Source organism: Kitasatospora mediocidica KCTC 9733 (assembly GCF_000744225.1).
Lineage (GTDB): Bacteria > Actinomycetota > Actinomycetes > Streptomycetales > Streptomycetaceae > Kitasatospora > Kitasatospora mediocidica.
Genome location: NZ_JQLN01000005.1, coordinates 1,865,747 through 1,883,275, shown reverse-complemented (window position 1 = coordinate 1,883,275; position 17,529 = coordinate 1,865,747). Strand labels below are relative to the sequence as shown.

General features: G+C 70.5%; 16 protein-coding genes and 1 pseudogene. 7 read left to right on the top strand and 10 right to left on the bottom strand.

Annotated elements, in window-relative coordinates; all coding sequences use genetic code 11:
- Positions 1–458: 458 nt before the first annotated feature.
- Positions 459–2,144: a D-alanyl-D-alanine carboxypeptidase/D-alanyl-D-alanine endopeptidase gene (gene dacB / locus BS80_RS22340; protein ID WP_083975054.1), complete on the top strand. Its 1,686-nt coding sequence runs from the start codon at positions 459–461 to the stop codon at positions 2,142–2,144.
- 275 nt (positions 2,145–2,419) lie between these two features.
- On the opposite strand, the gene BS80_RS22335 is transcribed toward dacB, so the two are convergent.
- The gene (locus BS80_RS22335; protein ID WP_035799984.1) at positions 2,420–4,036 is read right to left on the bottom strand and encodes an MFS transporter; all 1,617 of its coding nucleotides are present in this window, start codon (positions 4,034–4,036) and stop codon (positions 2,420–2,422) included.
- Positions 4,037–4,179: 143 nt separating this feature from the next.
- On the opposite strand from BS80_RS22335, the gene sigJ reads away from it, so the two are divergent.
- Positions 4,180–5,124, top strand: a complete 945-nt coding sequence (gene sigJ, locus BS80_RS22330; RefSeq protein ID WP_035799981.1) for an RNA polymerase sigma factor SigJ — start codon at positions 4,180–4,182, stop codon at positions 5,122–5,124.
- Between the two features lie 125 nt (positions 5,125–5,249).
- Entirely contained in the window at positions 5,250–6,485 is a 1,236-nt protein-coding gene (locus BS80_RS22325; protein ID WP_035799979.1) for an NAD(P)/FAD-dependent oxidoreductase, read from the top strand.
- Positions 6,486–6,613: 128 nt separating this feature from the next.
- Here the strand turns inward: BS80_RS22325 and BS80_RS22320 are convergent, their stop codons facing one another.
- The 3 genes from BS80_RS22320 to BS80_RS22310 all read right to left on the bottom strand — a co-directional run bounded on the left by BS80_RS22320 (position 6,614) and on the right by BS80_RS22310 (position 9,140).
- Positions 6,614–7,405 carry an ABC transporter permease gene (locus tag BS80_RS22320; RefSeq protein WP_035799977.1) on the bottom strand — a complete coding sequence of 264 codons (792 nt, stop codon included), beginning with the start codon at positions 7,403–7,405 and terminating at the stop codon, positions 6,614–6,616.
- The gene (locus tag BS80_RS22315) at positions 7,402–8,364 is read right to left on the bottom strand and encodes an ATP-binding cassette domain-containing protein (RefSeq protein ID WP_035799974.1); all 963 of its coding nucleotides are present in this window, start codon (positions 8,362–8,364) and stop codon (positions 7,402–7,404) included. The genes BS80_RS22320 and BS80_RS22315 overlap by 4 nt, the downstream gene beginning before the upstream one ends.
- A 113-nt stretch (positions 8,365–8,477) precedes the next feature.
- Entirely contained in the window at positions 8,478–9,140 is a 663-nt protein-coding gene (locus BS80_RS22310; RefSeq protein ID WP_035799972.1) for a DUF4097 family beta strand repeat-containing protein, read from the bottom strand.
- Positions 9,141–9,364: 224 nt separating this feature from the next.
- On the opposite strand from BS80_RS22310, the gene BS80_RS44130 reads away from it, so the two are divergent.
- Positions 9,365–10,120 (top strand): GbsR/MarR family transcriptional regulator, encoded by a 756-nt coding sequence (locus BS80_RS44130; protein ID WP_035799969.1) that lies wholly within the window; start codon positions 9,365–9,367, stop codon positions 10,118–10,120.
- Positions 10,121–10,181: 61 nt separating this feature from the next.
- On the opposite strand, the gene BS80_RS22300 is transcribed toward BS80_RS44130, so the two are convergent.
- Entirely contained in the window at positions 10,182–10,511 is a 330-nt protein-coding gene (locus BS80_RS22300; protein WP_157536472.1) for an HGxxPAAW family protein, read from the bottom strand.
- 131 nt (positions 10,512–10,642) lie between these two features.
- Here BS80_RS22300 and BS80_RS22295 point away from each other — a divergent pair, with 131 nt between their 5' ends.
- The gene (locus BS80_RS22295) at positions 10,643–11,128 is read left to right on the top strand and encodes a MarR family transcriptional regulator (protein ID WP_035799965.1); all 486 of its coding nucleotides are present in this window, start codon (positions 10,643–10,645) and stop codon (positions 11,126–11,128) included.
- A gap of 23 nt (positions 11,129–11,151) precedes the next feature.
- On the opposite strand, the pseudogene BS80_RS39565 reads toward BS80_RS22295, so the two are convergent.
- Positions 11,152–11,436: pseudogene (locus BS80_RS39565) on the bottom strand (mycothiol transferase); the annotation flags it as partial.
- A 110-nt stretch (positions 11,437–11,546) separates the two neighbouring features.
- Between BS80_RS39565 and BS80_RS22290 the strand changes: the two are divergent.
- Positions 11,547–12,284: a maleylpyruvate isomerase family mycothiol-dependent enzyme gene (locus BS80_RS22290; RefSeq protein WP_051966911.1), complete on the top strand. Its 738-nt coding sequence runs from the start codon at positions 11,547–11,549 to the stop codon at positions 12,282–12,284.
- 18 nt (positions 12,285–12,302) lie between these two features.
- On the opposite strand, the gene BS80_RS22285 is transcribed toward BS80_RS22290, so the two are convergent.
- The 4 genes from BS80_RS22285 to BS80_RS41990 form a co-directional block, all read right to left on the bottom strand.
- On the bottom strand, positions 12,303–14,309 hold the full coding sequence (locus BS80_RS22285) for an NHL repeat-containing protein (RefSeq protein ID WP_035799963.1): 2,007 nt from the start codon (positions 14,307–14,309) through the stop codon (positions 12,303–12,305).
- A gap of 211 nt (positions 14,310–14,520) precedes the next feature.
- Complete coding sequence (locus tag BS80_RS22280) at positions 14,521–15,324, bottom strand: hypothetical protein (protein WP_051966910.1); 804 nt, start codon at positions 15,322–15,324, stop codon at positions 14,521–14,523.
- On the bottom strand, positions 15,321–15,668 hold the full coding sequence (locus BS80_RS22275) for a PadR family transcriptional regulator (RefSeq protein ID WP_035799961.1): 348 nt from the start codon (positions 15,666–15,668) through the stop codon (positions 15,321–15,323). Before BS80_RS22275 ends, BS80_RS22280 begins: the two co-directional genes overlap by 4 nt.
- Before the next feature lie 88 nt (positions 15,669–15,756).
- Entirely contained in the window at positions 15,757–16,707 is a 951-nt protein-coding gene (locus BS80_RS41990) for a DUF2218 domain-containing protein (RefSeq protein ID WP_232246571.1), read from the bottom strand.
- A gap of 124 nt (positions 16,708–16,831) precedes the next feature.
- Here BS80_RS41990 and BS80_RS22265 point away from each other — a divergent pair, with 124 nt between their 5' ends.
- Positions 16,832–17,431, top strand: a complete 600-nt coding sequence (locus BS80_RS22265) for an ArsR/SmtB family transcription factor (protein ID WP_051966909.1) — start codon at positions 16,832–16,834, stop codon at positions 17,429–17,431.
- Positions 17,432–17,529: the final 98 nt, after the last annotated feature.

The window sequence follows — 17,529 nt, the reverse complement described above, 5'->3', positions numbered from 1 at the left end:
CCTCAGCGCATCTGGCATCGCCTCTGACCTGTGCAGACGACCTCAGTGACCGCCCCGCCCGTGATTCGGGACGAAGAGGCCGTGGGTTCAAATCCCGCCACCCCGACCCAGTAGTTCGACTTCAGGGCCCTACCGGAGAAATCCGGCAGGGCCCTGACTCGTTCTGCGTGACCAACTGAGTGACTGTCCCTCAGAGCCGAACTTGAACAGGTCGTCCATGACCACCGCGCCGGTCTGGATCACGGGCCCCCTTGATGACTCAGCCGGCCACGCGCGGGCAGGCCCGCCCACTGTTCGACCCCGACTCATACGGGTGCCCGGCTTCGACCAACCGAATGAGTTTCACACCCCACGCCGTCAGCACACCGCGCAGCAGCCCCGCCCCCGGAGACCGCGTACCTACCATGCGCCGTGAGCGCCCTGCAGAACGGGGCTTCCACCTCCAGAACGGTTGACGAATGAGATCAAGGATCCGTGGTCGGCTTCGGGCCTGGGCCACCGTCGGTGTCACGCTCGCGGTCGCGGCAGGTACAGCTGCCGCCGCACCTGCGGATAACTCGCACAGCGACCTCGGGCCTGACATCGCGGCGATCATGAACAAGCCCGCGTACAAGCACGCGCAGTGGGGTCTGCTGGAGATCGACGCCGAGAACGGGCGGGTCGTCCACTCGATGTACCCCGACCAGTTCTTCATGCCGGGTTCGACCGTCAAGCTGATCACCATCTCCGGTGCCTGGCACGACCTCGGCCCGGACCACCGCTTCACCACGCCGGTGAACGCGGTCGGCCACCTCAACGGATCGACCCTCACCGGGAACCTGGCGCTCGTCGCTCAGGGCGACCTCACCATGGGCGGCCGGACCAAGCCGGACGGGTCGGTCGACTTCACTCCCATCGACCACACCTACGCCGACGACGTCCCGGGCGCCACCCTCACGCCCGAGGACCCCCTCGCCGGCCTGGACCAGATCGCCCAGCAGGTCCGCGACTCGGGCATCACCACGGTCGACGGCGATGTCGTGATCGACGCACGGCTGTTCACGCCCCCGCCGATCACCCCCCAGCCGACGCCCCTCATGATCAACGACAACGTCATCGACCTGTTGAGCACGCCGACCTCCCCCGGGCAGCCTGCCCAGCTGAGCTGGCGCCCGCAGGTCGCGCCGTACCGGGTCACCTCCAACGTCCAGACGGTGGAGGCCGGTGGCACCACCGACATCCAGGTCTCCACGTCCCCCGACGGCACCGCGATCACGCTCTCCGGCACAATCGCCGCCGACGCCCAGCCCGCCCTGAAGAACTCCCAGATCCAGGACCCCAACGCCTTCGGGCGCACCGCCCTGATCGAGGCCCTGGGCCGCGCCGGGGTCACCGTCACCGCCCCACCGACCGGGCCCAACCCGGACAGCACACTGCCCGCCTCGTACACCGGCGATCCTCAGGTGGCCGCCTTCGTCTCACCGCAGTACCGCGACTACGCCAAGCTGATCCTGAATGTCAGCCACAACCTCGGCGCCAACCTGGCCCTGTGCAACATCGCCGTGAACCACGGCAGCAACAACTGCTTCGACGCCTTCCCGGTCATCCACGACTTCCTCACCCAGACGGCAAACGTCGACCCGACCCAGTTCCAGATGGCGGACGGACGCGGTGACGTTCCCGTCGACCGCGTCACCCCCACCGGGCTCAACCAGTTGCTCGCGTACTGGCTGCGCACCCCCGACGCGGACGCGTTCCGCACCTCACTGCCGATCCTCGGTGTATCCGGCACGGGTGCTCTCTACTGCACCACCGACTGCCCAGCCAAGGGCAAGGTCTTCGCCAAGCCCGGCACCATCATCGGCGGCGACCTGCTCAACCAGCAGATCGCCATCAACGCGCAGACGTACGCGGGCTACCTGCAGGCGGACGACGGCCACCTCTACACCTTCTTCATCGGCGTCAACGGCGCGGCGGCACCGACCATCCAGGGATTCTTCGACACCAACGACGACGTCGACCAGATCGCCGTCATCCTCCAGCAAGAGGCGTGCGCAGAACACGGCGCCGACCGCTCGCACCACAAGGCCGTCAAGTCCGCGACAAGGCCACTACCCCGGGCAGGTACAGCAGAGAAGTACAGCAACCGCCCCGTCCAGCAGTGACCACCAGCGTCCCCGACACCGTCTCTGACCTGCCCGGACGACCTCGGCGACCACGCCGCCCGTAATTCGGGACGAAGAGGCCGTGGGTTCACATCCCGCTACCCCGACCCAGTAAGACCAGCTCAGGGCCGGTGCTCCGCAAGGAGCACCGGCCCTGACTGCTTTTCCGGGCCCTGGGAGAACCGCTGGGAGAAATCACGTCCCGCAGGATCTCCTGACCCGTTCTCGATCGCGCTTCGTCGACGTAGATGGCGCAGGAGCGTCCGTTGGCTCCGCTACTTGGCCGTGGCGCGAGGCTGGGCCGTCGGGATCCGTTGGACGAAGAACAGTGCGACGACCGAGGCGAGGGCGAGGAGGGCCAGCGCGGCACGCAGGCCGTCGATCCTCGCGTCGCTGTTCGCGTCGAGCGCCGCGTGGGTCGTCTCCGCGCTCGCGCCCGCTTGCGCGAGGGCGTCCTGGAGCTGCGTGTCCGACAGGAAGGGCACGCCGCCCTGGAGTTCGACGCTCGCCTGACTCTTGACCTGGGGTGGGATCGCCGGGCTCTGCTCGATGTTGGTGATGAACGAGCTCGTCATCATCGTGATCAGGATCGACCCGGCGAGTGCTGTTCCGATCGAGGCGCCGAGATTGGTGACGGTGTTCTGGATCCCGCCCACTTCGGCGCTCTGCTCATCCGGTACCGCGGACACGGTGACCGCCCCGAGCTGGGATGCGAGCAGGCCGATGCCGAGGCCGATCAACAGGAGTGGAATCGTGACGATTCCCCCGCCGGCATCGGTGTCGAGAGCAGCAAGCAGGACGACGGTACCCGCGAGCATCGAGAGGATCCCGAGCCGCACGATCAGCCGCGGCGACACGTTCGGGAGCAGGCGCGGGACCGCGACCGCCGCCGCGAGCAGCGTGACGGACAGCGGGAGGATGCGTACGCCCGTCGCGAGCGCGGACAGGCCAAGTGCTACGGACAGGTACAGCGGGACGACGAAGAACACACCCATCTGCACGAGGAACTGGAAGAAGAACATCGTCAGTCCGCCGGTGAGCTGCCGGTTCCGCATGAGCCCCGGGTCCACGAGCGGTTCCTTGTGCTGCTCCACAAGGTGGCTCTCCCAGCGGAAGAAGACCCACACCAGGAGCATTCCTCCCAGCATGAGCCACACGACCATGGAGATCCCGAGCCAGGAGGGCGCATCCGGCTTCGGCGTGAACCAGCCCCAGTCGTCCGAGCGGAGCACACCGTAAACGAAGACCCCGAGCCCAGCGGCACTGAGGCAGGCGCCAACGAGATCGATGCGCGGTCGTCTGCCGGGTGGCGTGTCGCTGACGCGGCGGGCGAGGGCCAGAATGCCGACTACGATCACGACCTCGCCGGCGAAGACCCACCGCCAGGAGAAGTACGTCGTCGCGACACCACCGATGATCGGCCCCAGCGCGATGGCGATCGCCCCTGCCGCCGCGACGAGCCCATAGGCGGCCGGCCGCCGCTCCGGGGGGAAGTTGCCGGCGACGAGCGCCACGATTGCGGGCATGATCAGCGCTGCTCCGATCCCCTCGAGGAATGCCCAGCCGATCAGGAGGACCGTCAGGTTCGGTGCGAGCGCCGTGGTCAGGGACCCGGATGCATAGACGACACAGCCGATCATGAACGCACGCTTGCGGCCGACGAGCGCGCCGACCTTCCCGCCGAGGATCATGAACATCGCCATCACGAGCGTGTAGGCCGTGATGGCCCCCTGGATCCCGGTCACCGTCGTGTCCAGGTCCTGGGCCACCGTCGCGATCGAGACGTTCATCACCGAGCTGTCGAGTGCCATCAGGAACTGCCCGGCCGCCAGCGTAAGGATGACAAGCCGCGCCGTTGCCGTCTTCACGGGGGCACCCGTTCCAGTCGTCATGGGCGGATGATCCCAGGAGTCCCGGCGCTCGACCCTCGACCCGCCGGGGTGATCAGCCGGTTGGGGGAACGAGCGACGAGCGCCACGATCACGACCTGCTCGCGGCTGACGTTGTGTTGGCAGGGCGGGTAGGATCCGCGGGCATGGCCCTGAGCATGAGCGACGTGGACCGGTTCGAGGCTGCCAGGCCGCGGCTGGAGGCTGTTGCGTACCGGCTGCTCGGCTCGGCGGGTGAGGCGGAGGACGCCGTTCAGGAGACGTTCCTGCGGTGGCAGGCGACGGACGTCGAGCGGATCGAGGTGCCTGAGGCCTGGCTGACGAAGGTCCTCACCAACTTCTGCCTCAATCAGCTCACTTCGGCACGCGCCCGGCGTGAGACGTATGTGGGGCAGTGGCTCCCCGAGCCGCTGCTCGCCGGGGATCCGATGCTCGGTCCGGCCGACACCGTGGAGCAGCGCGAGTCGGTGTCGTACGCCGTCCTCGTCCTGCTGGAGCGCCTGTCGCCCAACGAGCGGGCGGTGTACGTGCTGCGCGAGGCCTTTGACTGCCCGCACCGGGAGATCGCCGAGATCCTGGACATCACCGAGGCCGCCAGTCAGCAGATCTACCACCGGGCCAAGAAGCACGTCGCGGACGGCAGGGCGCGCACCGAGATCGACGCGGCCGCCGCTCGCAGGATCGTCGAGGAGTTCCTGGCCGCGGCGACCAGCGGCCGTACCGAACCGCTCGTACGCCTGCTCACCGAGGACGCCGTCTCGGTGGGCGACGGCGGCGGGAAGGTCCCGGCCCGTGCGAAGGCGTGCGAGGGGGCGCTCGCGGTCGCCAAGTTCCTGCGCGGCCTGTTCAGGCCCAGCGAGGCCAAGCGGGCCTATGTCGGCGGCGCGCCCGAGATCCACGCCACGACCGCCAACGGCGAGGCCGCCCTCGTGGCGGTCGTGGACGGCCGGGTCATCGGGGTCACGTGCCTGGAGGTCACGGCGGAGGGCATCGCCGGGGTCCGCAGCCAGGTCAACCCCGACAAGCTGGTCCGCGCGACCGGGCGGTGGGCCGCCGCGGACCACGGGGAATCCCCGCTCCACATCCTCTGATCCGACCCGACGCACGCTGTGACGTGCCTCACACCCCGATCCTGTCAGGAAACGCCGGGCTGCCCGGTTCAAGGGGCGGAACCGCGCAGGACAACGGCGGACCCCACGCAGACAGGAGCAGGCACATGCAGCACAGCATCGTCGTCCTCGGCGCCGGCTACACCGGAGCCGTCGCCGCCGGCCGCCTCGCCAGGAGGCTGCACAGCGAGGACGTCACCATCACCCTCGTCAACCCCGAGCCCGACTTCGTCGAGCGTGTCCGGCTGCACCAGCTCGCGGCCGGCCAGGACCTCGCACCCCGCCCGTTCAGCGAGATGTTCGCGGGAGCGGGCACAGGCGCGGGCACAGGCGCGGGCGTGGAGCTGAAGCTCGCGAGGGTCACCGCCGTGGACGTGGACCGCAAGACGGTGACGGTCGCCGCCGTGGACGGCCCCGCGCGGGAGGAACTCGCGTACGACACGCTGGTCTACGCACTCGGCAGCGGCTGGAACGACGAGGGCGTTCCCGGCACCGCCGACCACGCCCACGAGGTCTCCAGCCGCCCCGGGGCCCTGCGCCTGCGCGAGCGCCTGGCCGCCCTGGGCGCCGGCCGGGCCGTGGTCGTGGTCGGCGGCGGCCTGACCGGCCTGGAGGCCGCGACCGAGATCGCCGAGGCTCGCCCGGACCTCGATGTCGCCCTGGTGACTAGCGGCGCTCTCGGCGACTGGCTCTCGGAGCGGGGCCGCGCCCACCTGCGGAAGGTGGTGGACGAGCTCGGCATCACGGTCCACGAAGACACGGCGGTCACCGCCGTGCGGGCGGACTGCGTGACGACGGCCGACGGCACGACGATCCCCGCCGAGGTCACCGTCTGGACCACCGGCTTCGCCGTCCACCCGATCGCCCGTGCCAGCACCCTGGAAGTCACCGACCGCGGCCAGATCGTGGTCGACTCCACGATGCGCTCGGTCTCCCACCCGGACGTGTACGCCGTCGGCGACGCGGCGATGGCGATCGGCCCGGCCGGAAAGCCCCTGCGGATGTCCTGTGCCTCGGGTGTTCCGATGGCCTGGCAGGCCGCCGACGCGCTCGCCGCCCGTCTCACCGGCACCAAGGTCCCCCGGGTCACCATCCGCTACTTCCAGCAGTGCATCTCGCTCGGCCGCAAGGAGGGCCTGGTCCAGTTCGTCACCGCCGACGACCGCACGGTCAGCCGCGCCCTCACGGGCCGGGTGGCCGCCCTCTACAAGGAACTGATCTGCCGGGGCGCGGCCTGGGGCGTGGCCAACCCGACCGCGGGCATCCCGTCCCGGCGCCGGCGTGTGGTGCGGCAGGAGACCCGAAGCCGTCCAGAAGGTGCGGAGGCGACTGCGGCCGCCTGACTCCGTCGGCGGCGCGAGTCAGGCGTCGGGCCGGGAACGCCGACGGGGCGGCGGGCGCCGACGCGGTGTCGGAGCACGCCGCCCCAGGGCGGGTGAGCTGCGGGAGGTGACCCGCGCCGGCATCACGGTTACTTCGGGTCGCGGTTGAACGTCGAGGTCGACCAGAAGTAGCCGAGCAGCGCGAGGCCCACGCACCAGGCGACGGCGAGCCACCCGTTGTGGCCGATCGCGGTGCCGAGGAGCAGGCCGCGCAGGGTTTCGATGGTGGGCGTGAACGGCTGGTACTGGGCGATGGGTTGGAACCAGCCGGGCATGGAGTGGATCGGGGTGAAGGCGCTGGAGAGCAGTGGCAGCAGGATCAGCGGCATCGCGTTGTTGCCGGCGGCCTCGGCGTTCGGGCTGATCAGGCCCATCCCGACCGCGATCCAGGTGAGCGCCAGGGCGAAGAGGACGAGCAGCCCGAACGCCGCCAGCCACTTCAGGGCGGTCGCGTCCTTGGAGCGGAAGCCGATGGCCAGGGCGACGGCGCCGACGAGGAGCACGCTGGCGACCGACTGCAGCACGCTGCCGACGACGTGCCCGACGAGCACCGAGGGACGGTGGATCGCCATGGTGCGGAAGCGCGCCATGATGCCCTCGGTCATGTCGTTGCAGACGGACACCGCGGTTCCGATCACGGTGCTGCCGATGGTCATCAGCAGCAGACCCGGGACGACGTAGGCGATGTAGGCGGATCGGTCCGGAGTGCCGCCGCCGATGCCCGCGCTCATCGTGCCGCCGAAGACGTAGACGAAGAGCAGCAGCAGCATGATCGGGGTGAGCAGCAGGTTCAGGGTCAGTGACGGGTAGCGGCGGGCGTGCAGGAGGTTGCGGCGCAGCATCGTCGAAGAGTCGCGTACGGCGAGGGACAGGGAGCTCATCGGGCGTTCTCCTTGGGCTGGTTGGGGATGTCTGCGCCGCCGGTGAGGGCGAAGAACACGTCGTCGAGGTCGGGGGTGTGCACGGTCAGCTCGTCCGCTTCGACGGCGGCGGTGTCCAGGCGGTCGAGGATGGCGCGCAGGTCGCGCTGGCTGCCGTCGCTGGGGATCTGCAGGGCCAGGGCCTTGTCGTCCCGGGTGGCCCCGCGTAGGGCGAGGGCGGCGTTCCGGTAGGCGGCCGGGTCGGCGAAGCGCAGTCGCACGTGCCCGCCGGGGACCAGCCGCTTCAGCTGGTCGGCGGTGCCCTCGGCGGCGATCCTGCCGTCGTTGAGGACGGCGATACGGTCGGCGAGTTGGTCGGCCTCCTCCAGGTACTGGGTGGTGAGGAAGACGGTGACGCCCTCGCGGACCAGCTCGCGGATGATCTGCCACATGGTGTGCCGGGAGCGCGGGTCGAGGCCGGTGGTCGGCTCGTCGAGGAAGATGATCCGCGGGTTTCCCACCAGCGTCATGGCGATGTCCAGGCGGCGCTTCATGCCGCCGGAGTAGCTGGAGGCGGGCTTCCCCGCCGCCTCGACCAGGTCGAAGCGCTCCAGCAACTCGGCTGCGGTGCGCCGCCCTTCGCTGCGGGAGAGGTGGTGCAGGTCCGCCATGAGGAGCATGTTCTCCTCGCCGGTGATCAGCCCGTCGACGGCGGAGAACTGCCCCGTGACGCCGATCGCGGCGCGCACCGCCTGGGGATCGGCGGCCAGGTCGTGGCCGCCGATGTGGATGTCGCCGGTGCCCGGGTCGGCGGAGACGAGGGTGGAGAGGATCTTCACGGCGGTGGTCTTGCCGGCGCCGTTCGGGCCGAGCAGGGAGAAGATCGTCCCTTCGGGCACGGCCAGGTCGACGCCGTCGAGCACGACCTTGTCGTCGTAGGACTTGCGCAGCCCGTTCGCCGCGATGGCCAGGTTGGTCATGGTGAGAGTGCTCCTCAGGTGCTGCTGATCAGCGGGTGCAGGTCGGAGGCTGTGGGTCGGAGGCTGTGGGTCGGAGGCTGTGGGTCGGAGGCTGCGGGGGCAGACGCTGCGGATCAGAGGCTGCGGGCGGTGATGTCGCCGTGGGCGGTGGTCGCGTGGATGTCGAGCTCGGTCGTGCCGTCGTTCTTGAGGCTGTTGCTGATGCGGCCGTGGGTGGTTCCGGCGTCCAGGGAGGCGGAGGCTCCGGCGGCGGCGCCGACCGAGATGTCGCCCATCTGGGTGGTCAGCACGAGCTGCCCGCGCACGGCCTCGGCGATCCGGATGTCACCCCTGGCGGTGCTGATCTGCGCGGGGCCTCCCAGGCGGCCGACCTCGACGTCGCCGTCGACCGCGGTGAGGCGCAGGCTCGCGGCTTCGTCGATCTTGGTCTGGCGGTACGCGCCTTCGAAGACGACGTCGCCCAGGCGGCCGACGGCCCGCAGTTCGGCGCAGGCCGTCTTCGCCTCGACCCGGGAGCCGGCGGGCAGCTGGATGGTCACCTCGATGGCTCCCGAGGCACCGAGGTACTGGTTCTTGGTCGGGACCTCGATCCGCAGGACTCCGTCGCGGTAGTCGACCGTGGCCTGCTCCGCCGCCTTCACATCGCGGCTCTTCGAGGCATCCGCGGGCAGGACCTCGACCGCGGTGTCGGCCCGGTCGGCGGCGATCAGCTGCACGCGCCCCGCAGGGATGTCCAGGACGGCGGCGATCGGGGCGGGGGTGGCGAACTTCTGCATCGTTCTCTCCTCTGAACTGTTGTTGCGAACAGTGGAAACGCTACGTTGCATTCCACTGTCCGACAACTGCCCAGATGCTCAAAATTGCCATCGCTACAGGTGGATGGCATGGAATCGTTGCAGTGATTCTGAAGCCTAATGCAACGACAGTCGCCCTATTCGTTGCAATGGATGGAAACTGAACGCTATAGTGAGGGCATCACGGAGGACGAAGGGAGATCGCGGTGCCGGGAGGCAGACTCACTCAGCAGGAACGCCAGCAGATCGCGTCGGGGCTGGCCGACGACCTCGCCTACGCGGAGATCGCCAGACGCCTGGACCGCCCCACCTCGACGATCACGCGGGAGGTGATGCGCAACGGCGGCCCGACCGACTACCGCGCCGACCTGGCCCACCGCGCCACCGAACGCCGCGCCCACCGGCACAGCCAGCCCGCGCCGCGGGAGCCGCAGGCGCCCGAGCAGCCGCACGGACGCGACGCCGACGCCGTGCGGGCGTACGAGGACGCGTTCACCGCCGTCCTCATCCAAGCGGGCACCCCCAAGATGGGGGCGCGGTTGATGGCCTGCCTCTACACCACCGACGCGGGCAGCCTCACCGCGGCCGAACTCGTGCAGCGCCTCCAGGTCAGCCCGGCGTCCATCTCCAAAGCGATCACGTTCCTCGAGAGCCAGGGCCTGGTCCGCCGGGAACGCGACGAAGGCCGCCGCGAGCGCTACGTCGCCGACGAGGACGTCTGGTACCAGTCCATGATCGCCAGCGCCCGTGGCACCATCCAGATCGCCGAGACCGCCCGCCAGGGCGTCGGCGTCCTCCGACCCGACACCCCGGCCGCCGTCCGCCTGGAGAACATCGCCCGCTTCCTCGACTTCGTCTCCGAGAGCATCACCCGGGCTGCGGACCAGGCCCGCGACGTCCTTCACACGAAGACCCGAACACCCCTGGAGGCCGCCGCCGAGCCGGGGTCAGATCTCGGATAGCCGGCCTCGATCCCGGGTCGGGACCCCCGTGCGCTCCGGTGTTGAGCAACGTCGATCGCCGTCAGGCGTCGGCACGCTCGCGGACGCGGGCTGCGACGGGCGCGCGGACTGCGGGGGCGCGGCCGGCGAGGCGGCAGCCGAGGCAGTCGGGGTGACCGTGGCGGGCTGCGGCGTCGCGGGTTCGCCAGGGGCGGTCGGCGGAGCGGCGGGGGCCGGTGGGCTTGCCCCAGGCCGCGAGGTGGAGGAGCCAGGCGGCGAGGGCCCCGAGGGCGGTGAGGGCCAGGCCGCAGCCGAGTCCTGCGGTGGAGCCTGCCGCGAACGCCACGCCCGCGACGGCGGCACCGGCGACGACCAGGGCGGTTCCGGTCCAGCCGGCAACGGTGTGACCCATGTCGTGATCGTCGTGTGCGCCCACGTCTCCTCATTTGGTGTGATGGGTCCCGCGACCGACGCCAGAGGGGCAGCGGCCACCCTACGATATATCTCACGAGCTAAGTAACTTAGACCCTAAGGAGATTTCCTGTGGAGGGCAAGCCCCGCCCCGAGGCCACGACCGAGCAGGCTCTGTATGCGATGGACCGGATGGTCGCCCTCGCGCAATTCGGGCAACAGGACATCGCCTCGCTGCTGGGGCTCAACGTCACCGACCTCACCTGTCTCGGCTTTGTCATCGAGGCGACGCTGGCCGGCGAGCCGCTGGCCGCCGGCGACCTCGCCGAGCAGGCGCAGCTGACCACCGGCGCCGTGACGGGCGTGCTCAACCGGCTGGAGAAGGCCGGGTACGCCCACCGCGAGGCGGACCCGGTTGACCGGCGCCGGGTGCGCGTGGTCATGGAGGACTCCGCGCAGGCCCGCCTGATGGAGGTCTACGGTCCGTTCTACGAGCGCATCGGGGCGCTGTTCACCGACTACACGGCTGACGAGGTGGCCGTGATCGCGGACTGGTTCAGCCGGGCGAAGGGTGTTCTGGAGGAGTCACTGAACGACATCCGCAGCGCCAGGAAGTGACAGTCGGCGGGCGCTCGGGCCCAGAGGCCGATCGCGCCGTCGATGCGTTCGCGCAGGAGGTCGGCATGGCCGTTGTGGCGGGCGTATTCCTCGATCAGGTGGACGAGTACCCAGCGCAGCGAGACCGTTCCTCGCCAGGTGTCGTCGCCCAGGATGTCGAGGTCGGGTGCGGCGGTGACGAAGGTGTCGGCGAAGGACACCTCGGCGCGCCAGGCGGTCCAGGCGGCCGCGACGAGGCCGGGGTCGGGGTCGGGGTCGGGCCGGGCGCCGTCGAAGTCGGCGTCGGGGGTCGCCGGGGAGGAGAAGAGAAACCGCCGACGCCGCCGGTACCGATCACCGCTGTCCCCACAAGACCTCTCCCTGTTCGTCCGGAAAACTGACCCGCCGTCAAGTTCATGGTGGCCGCTACAGTACGGCTGTGATCGACATCTTCGAGGAAGTCACCCGCTCAGGGGCCCGGCTCGGCGCCGCTCTCGACACGCTGACCGACACGGACGTCCGTGCGGCCGCGAGGGTCTCCGGCTGGACGCGTGGCCACGTCCTGACCCACCTGACCGGCAGTGTGGACGCCTACCTCTGGCTGCTGGCCGTGGCCCGGACCGGCGTCGAACCCGGCCCGAGGACGGGTGGCGAGGCACTCGACGGCACCGACCGGTCGGCCGCCGAACTCGCCGCCGACCTGCGCGGCCGACTCGCCCGCCTGGCCGAGGCAGCCGCGTCGATGCCCACCGACGCCTGGGACACCCTGGTCACGGCGCTGGCGGGCTGGCGGCACCCGGCCTGGTACACGCTCTACCGCTGCTGGCGGGAACTCGAACACCACCACGTCGACCTGGACATCGGCTATCGCCCGGCCAACTGGCCGCGCACGTACGTGACATGGGCCCTCGACGACACCCTCGCCGCGCTGGCCGCGCGCGACTTCCCGATCTCCCGCGTCGAAGCGCCGGACCTCGACCGTTCCTGGAGCCTGGCCCCGACCGGGCCTGTCGTCACCGGGCCCGGCCACGCCCTCCTCGGCTGGCTCAGCGGCCGCGCCACCGACGCCGAGCTCGGATCCGACGCAGCGTTCGCATCCGACGCCGCGTTCGCCACCGGCCGCCCGTTGCCGGCGCCGCCCCGCTGGCCGCTGCCGCCGGCACCCGGCTGGGACTGAGCTGGGACCGAGCCCGGCTCAGGGCTGCTGCGGAGGTCCGATCAAGGGGGCGCGGACGGGGGCGGCGAGGCCGATGAAGACGACCAGTTCGTGGCCGCCCGGGTTCGTCTGGAACGGTACGGTCTGCCAGTTGTTGGCCAGCCACACGTTGCCGGAGGGGTCGATCTGGACACCGGTGTTCCGGACCAGGCCGTCACTGGTGTAGCCCGTGTCCGGCGGCGAGATCGGCTGGCCGGTGGTGGAACCGGGCGGGCAGGACGACAGCCGGGCCCCGCAGAGTCGGACCAGCCGCTGTCCGCCGAAGTTGGCGACCCACACGGTGTCGTCCCCGTCGACGGCGACGCCCCACGGCAGGACGAGTCCGGCGTTGCTGAAGGGTTGGTCGGGGGTCGTTCCGTCGGGCCGGATCATGGTCACGGACGCGCCCGGTGCGCCGGGCACCGCGTTCTGCACCGCGTCCGCGAGGCCGGCCGACGTGCCGTCCTCGCACGGCAGCGGGACGACGCCGCTGTTGGCCACCCAGAGGTTGCCCAAGCTGTCCGAGGCGATACCGAGGGGCTTGCTGAGGCCGCCGCCGGTGACGGAACGGGTCGGCGTGCCGTCGGGCGACAACATCACGACGCTCTCGCTGCCGTTACCGGTCACCCACGCCTGGCCCGCCGGGTCGACGGCGATGTCGAACGGCTTCACCAGGGCGTCGGCGGGCGGGGTGATGCTGCGTGCCTGCTCCGGGTGTCCCTGGGGGATCCGGGTCACGCTGCGGCCTCCGCAGTTGGCGATCCAGATGTTCCCGTCCCGGTCCGACACCGTCCCCTGCGGCTGGACGATGTCGCCGGAGCGCCAGCCGCGCCGGGGGGAGAGGGCGCGTCCGGTCGGGCCGAACTGGGAGACGCTGCGGTAGAACCTGCTCGGGTCCAGGGCGCAACCGGAGCCCTGGAAGCCGAAGTTCCCGGCCCAGACATCGCCCTTCGGGTCCAGCGTGATCCCGAACCCCGCTCCGTAGAGACCGCCTCCCCGGTAGGGCGCGCCGGGCGCGTCCTGGCCGGTCGGCGTGAACCTGAGGATGTGGTCGTCCCCGCAGACGGAGGCGTGCGGGTCCGCGTCGAACCGGTAGTTGTTGGTGACCCAGGCGTTGCCGTCGGCGTCGAACGCGATGTTGCCGGGGCCGTTGAGTTCGTGGCCGTTCCCGTCGTAGCGCAGCGCCAGCGTCCAGGCGTCGGGCGCGGCCGACAGCGCGGGTTCGTAGAGCGGCTTCGTGACCGCCAGTGCGAAGAGTTCGCCCACGTGGTTGCCGGGCGCGTGGGCGATGTCGACGGCGGCCTGCAGGGTGTCCTCGGGCGCCGGCTTCCCGGGCTGCTGCGCCAGGCCGAGCAGCGAGCGGCAGGTCGTCCCGTCGACGCAGCCGGCCAGCAGGTCGGCCAGCGAGTTGAAGGTGCGCAGGGTCGAGGTGAGCGGGCCGTTCGGCGGGGCGTCGAGCAGCCGCGCGACCTCTCCGGTGGTGACGTCGGCGAGATTGTGCGAGATCGCGGCGGCGTTCCGCAGGCCGGGACGGGACCCGGAGATGTCGGCGCCGTCGGTGAACTGGGCCATGGCGTAGGCGGTCGCGACCGTCGTCCGCTCGTTGATCACCACGTCGGGCCCGGGCCCGGGCGTGCCGAGGACGGCGGCCAGCCGGACCGGACCACCGTGCCGCCCGCCGTCCCGCCCGCCGCGGCGGACGTCGGCGATCAGGTACAGGACCGCAGCGGGATTCGAAGGCCGGCCGTAGGAGAGCTGGAACCTTCCCTGCGCGTCGCTGCGCGTCGTCGCCAGCGGCGTGGCCGGGCCGCCGCGACGGTCGCCGGCCTCGTAGAGGGTCACCTCGGCAGAGCCGAGCGGGGTGTCCCCGCTCCGCACGGTGCCGCACTGCTGCAGCGGGTCGCGGGTGGACAGCGGGCCGCCGTCGCCCGCCACGGCGGACCAGGCGGGGGCGGACAGCGCCGCCAGAACGGCTGCCAGCAGGAGGACGCCGCGGCGACGACGCATGGGGAGCTCCGTTCCGTCGACGACGGGGAGTCGGCCCCGCCGCCTGGATGAGAAGCGGCCCCGGATCCGGACCGCAGCGCCGAAGGTCCCACAGGCGACCGCCGAGCATGCGCGGGCGTGCCCGAGCGGCGGACGAATTACGCGGAACAGCGGAACAGCGGAACAGCGGAACAGCGTGGCTCGGCGCGCGGGGACCGGTGCCCGGCAGCGCTCAGGCCTCCTCGGCGTTGACGGCCTCGTGCTTCAGGCGGCGCCAGGCGATGGTTCCGCCGATCGGAGCCGCGACAACCGAGCCGATCAGGAACGGGACGAGCATGTGGTCACCGCAGTAGTGGATCGTCAGCACGGACAGGACGCCCGTCACGACGGCTGCTGCCACGAACTGCTTCAGCTTCCCCCGGTACGTGGAGCTCAGGAACAGCTGGCGGTCCGGCGCTGCGACCAGTTCGTCAAGCGCCGCCGCCGGACCGGCACTTGCCGCCTTCGGACGCTTGAAGTACAGGAAGTACAGCCAGTGGCCGCACGGCTCCCAGGCGTCCAGCGCCAGGTCGGCCGCGACCGACGCACGCTCCTTCGCGTTGTTGGCGATCTCCCGCCGGTACTCCCAGCGCATCGCCGCCTGCGTGTCACGGCGGCACACGAAGCGGCCGAGCCGGTCGAGGCCCTCCATCTCCCAGCCCTGGTCGCCGTAGTGGTTGAGGTACGTTCGGTCGGCGTAGATGTCGGCGGTCCACTTCCAGGTCTCCGCCCCCTCCCCCGGCCCCTCACCGGTGCGCCCCTCGACGAGGCTGGCCGCGAAGGTCTCCGGCGCGCCGAACTCCTCGTACGCGTCGGCGGATTCGGCCTCGGCCAGGTAGCCGGTGAGGTCGGCGACGGTGGTCGCCACCTGCTGTTCCGGCAGGCCGGCGGCACGCAGCAGGCGGGCGAGCTCGGCGAAGTAGTCGCCGCCCGAACCTCCGCTGCCACCAACACTGTTACTGCTGCTGTTGTTGTTACTGCTGCTGCTGCTAGTCACGATGTTCCCCCCGGCTGTGCGCTGTTCAAGGTGGTCCTGACCGCGGTGTGGAACTCCAGCCACGACGCGCTCTGCTCGACCAGGGCCCGCCGACCCTGGTCGGTGAGCTGGTAGTAGCGGCGTCCCGGTCCGCGTTCGGCGGCCCTGAACTCCCCTACGGCCAGCCCGGCTTCTTCGAGCCTGTTGAGCACGGGGTAGAGCGTTCCGCCCTTGATCTCGCCAAGTCCGGCGGCTGCCAAGGCTTTGGAGATCTCGTACCCGTAACTCTCACCCTCGGTGAGACAGGCGAGGACGAGGAGGTCAAGGACACCCTTGAGCCAGCTGGATCTGCGGTCTGCGGCCATGGCTGTATTCCATCACCAGCTAGATAGGAATGCAACCTATCTAGCTTTTCGACCTACCAGGCGGAACCGGCGCCGGAGAGCGGCGGCCTCAGCGCTTGCGGGCGAGGGTGACGCCGTCGCGGACGGCCAGCATCACCGAGTCGACCCGGTCGTCGGCCACGATCAGGTCGTTCAGCCGGCGCATCGCCACGTGGTCCACACCCTGGCAGGCCGGGTCGAGGACGCGACCGCCGAGGAAAACGTTGTCCAGAACGACGAGGCCGCCGGGGCGCAGCCGCTGGACGATCTCCTCGTAGTAGGCGGCATAGCCCGTCTTGTCCGCGTCGATGAACGCGATGTCGATGACGGGCTCGACGGGGAGCGCGCGCAGCGTGTCGATGGCCGGGCCGATCTTCAGGTCGATCCGGTCGGCCACGCCGGCCCGCTCCCAGTAGCTCCTGGCGATGGCGGCCCACTCGTCGTTGACGTCGCAGGCGAGCAGGCGGCCGCCCTCGGCCAGTCCGCGGGCGATGCAGAGCGAGGAGTAGCCGGTGAAGACCCCGACCTCGACGGCGTTCCGCGCGCCGACCAGCTGGACCAGCATGGTCAGGAAGGCGCCCTCGTCGCGGGAGACCTGCATGCCCGCGGCGCGGCCGGTGACCTCGCGGGTCTCGACGATCAACTCCTGGAGAAGGTCGTCGGGTGGCGTGCACTGGGTCAGCAGATAGTCGTCGAGCAGCGGGTGGACGAGGTCGAGGTCCTCGCCCGCGACGGGGGCCGTCCACTCGACACCGAGGTCCTCCTCCTCCCCGGCGAAGCGCACCAGGTGACGGGTGACGATCTCCTGGACATCGGCCAGGGCGTCGAGGTCACCGGCGGTCGCGATCAGGTCCAGCTGGTGTCCGATCGGCGCGAGTACACAGGTCCCCTGACGGAAGGTGATGGTGCCGCGGCCGTCGGCGGCGAGTTCGGCGCTGGCCTTGTGACCCAGGTGCGAGACGAGCTGCTTGATGTAGCGCTCGGGGCGAGCGGTGGTGACGCGGGCTGTCGTGACGGGCATCGAACTCCTTGGGTGCATAGGCTCAGACGTCAAGCGATGAACTTTCTCAACGCTTGATCGGAACGGATTCTGCTGGCCGGAGCAGGTGTTTGTCAAAGCATCGAGGTTCGTAGACACTTGCACCATGGCTGACGACCGCACCGCACCCTCACCCACGCCCGAGTCCGCACCCGAACGCGAGTCCGAGCCGGTGATGCTGCTGGCACCGGCCCAGTTCAAGGCCCTCGGGCACCCGGTTCGCCACCGCATGGTGAACGTCCTGCGCCAGCGCCCGGCCACCCTGCGCCAGTTGACCGGGGCGCTGGGGATGACCAAGGGGACCCTCGCGTACCACGTGCGCGTGCTCCGCGAGGCCGGGCTCGTGCGGCTGGCGGAGACCCGGCAGGTGCGCGGCGGCACCGAGCAGTACTTCGCCCTGGTCAGCCGCAGCTTCCAGACACCCGAGGATGCCAAGGTCGGCCCCGAGTTCCTGGTCAAGGCGGCCCTGGACGAGATGCTGCCGCCTGCCCCCGGCCAGGCCGACCACACCTACCTGCGCCACCTCTGGCTGACACCGCAGGAGGCGCACGCGCTGGCCGCGCGACTCCGCGAGCAGGACGGCGAGTTGGCGCCGACCGACAGCTCCCGGGGCGAGGCCTACGGGCTGCTCGTCACCCTCTACCGGGCCGACATCCCCAGCCTGGAGCCGGACGAGGACCCGGCCCCCGCCCCCGACGAGGGCTGAGACCGGCCGGTCCCGGCGTATCAGCGGTCCTGTCAGCGGTCGTATCAGCGGTCTGTCAGCGGTCCCTTCACCGGTCATCAGCGGGCTCGGACACAGTC

Coding starts and splice junctions, on each gene's coding strand:
- sigJ (WP_035799981.1), top strand. CDS start 4,180: ATGGCCCTGAGCATGAGCGACGTGGACCGGTTCGAGGCTGCCAGGCCG.
- BS80_RS22325 (WP_035799979.1), top strand. CDS start 5,250: ATGCAGCACAGCATCGTCGTCCTCGGCGCCGGCTACACCGGAGCCGTC.
- BS80_RS22310 (WP_035799972.1), bottom strand. CDS start 9,140: ATGCAGAAGTTCGCCACCCCCGCCCCGATCGCCGCCGTCCTGGACATC.
- BS80_RS22275 (WP_035799961.1), bottom strand. CDS start 15,668: ATGGCCGCAGACCGCAGATCCAGCTGGCTCAAGGGTGTCCTTGACCTC.
- BS80_RS22320 (WP_035799977.1), bottom strand. CDS start 7,405: ATGAGCTCCCTGTCCCTCGCCGTACGCGACTCTTCGACGATGCTGCGC.
- BS80_RS22285 (WP_035799963.1), bottom strand. CDS start 14,309: ATGCGTCGTCGCCGCGGCGTCCTCCTGCTGGCAGCCGTTCTGGCGGCG.
- BS80_RS22335 (WP_035799984.1), bottom strand. CDS start 4,036: ATGACGACTGGAACGGGTGCCCCCGTGAAGACGGCAACGGCGCGGCTT.
- BS80_RS22300 (WP_157536472.1), bottom strand. CDS start 10,511: ATGGGTCACACCGTTGCCGGCTGGACCGGAACCGCCCTGGTCGTCGCC.
- dacB (WP_083975054.1), top strand. CDS start 459: ATGAGATCAAGGATCCGTGGTCGGCTTCGGGCCTGGGCCACCGTCGGT.
- BS80_RS22265 (WP_051966909.1), top strand. CDS start 16,832: ATGGCTGACGACCGCACCGCACCCTCACCCACGCCCGAGTCCGCACCC.
- BS80_RS22315 (WP_035799974.1), bottom strand. CDS start 8,364: ATGACCAACCTGGCCATCGCGGCGAACGGGCTGCGCAAGTCCTACGAC.
- BS80_RS41990 (WP_232246571.1), bottom strand. CDS start 16,707: ATGCCCGTCACGACAGCCCGCGTCACCACCGCTCGCCCCGAGCGCTAC.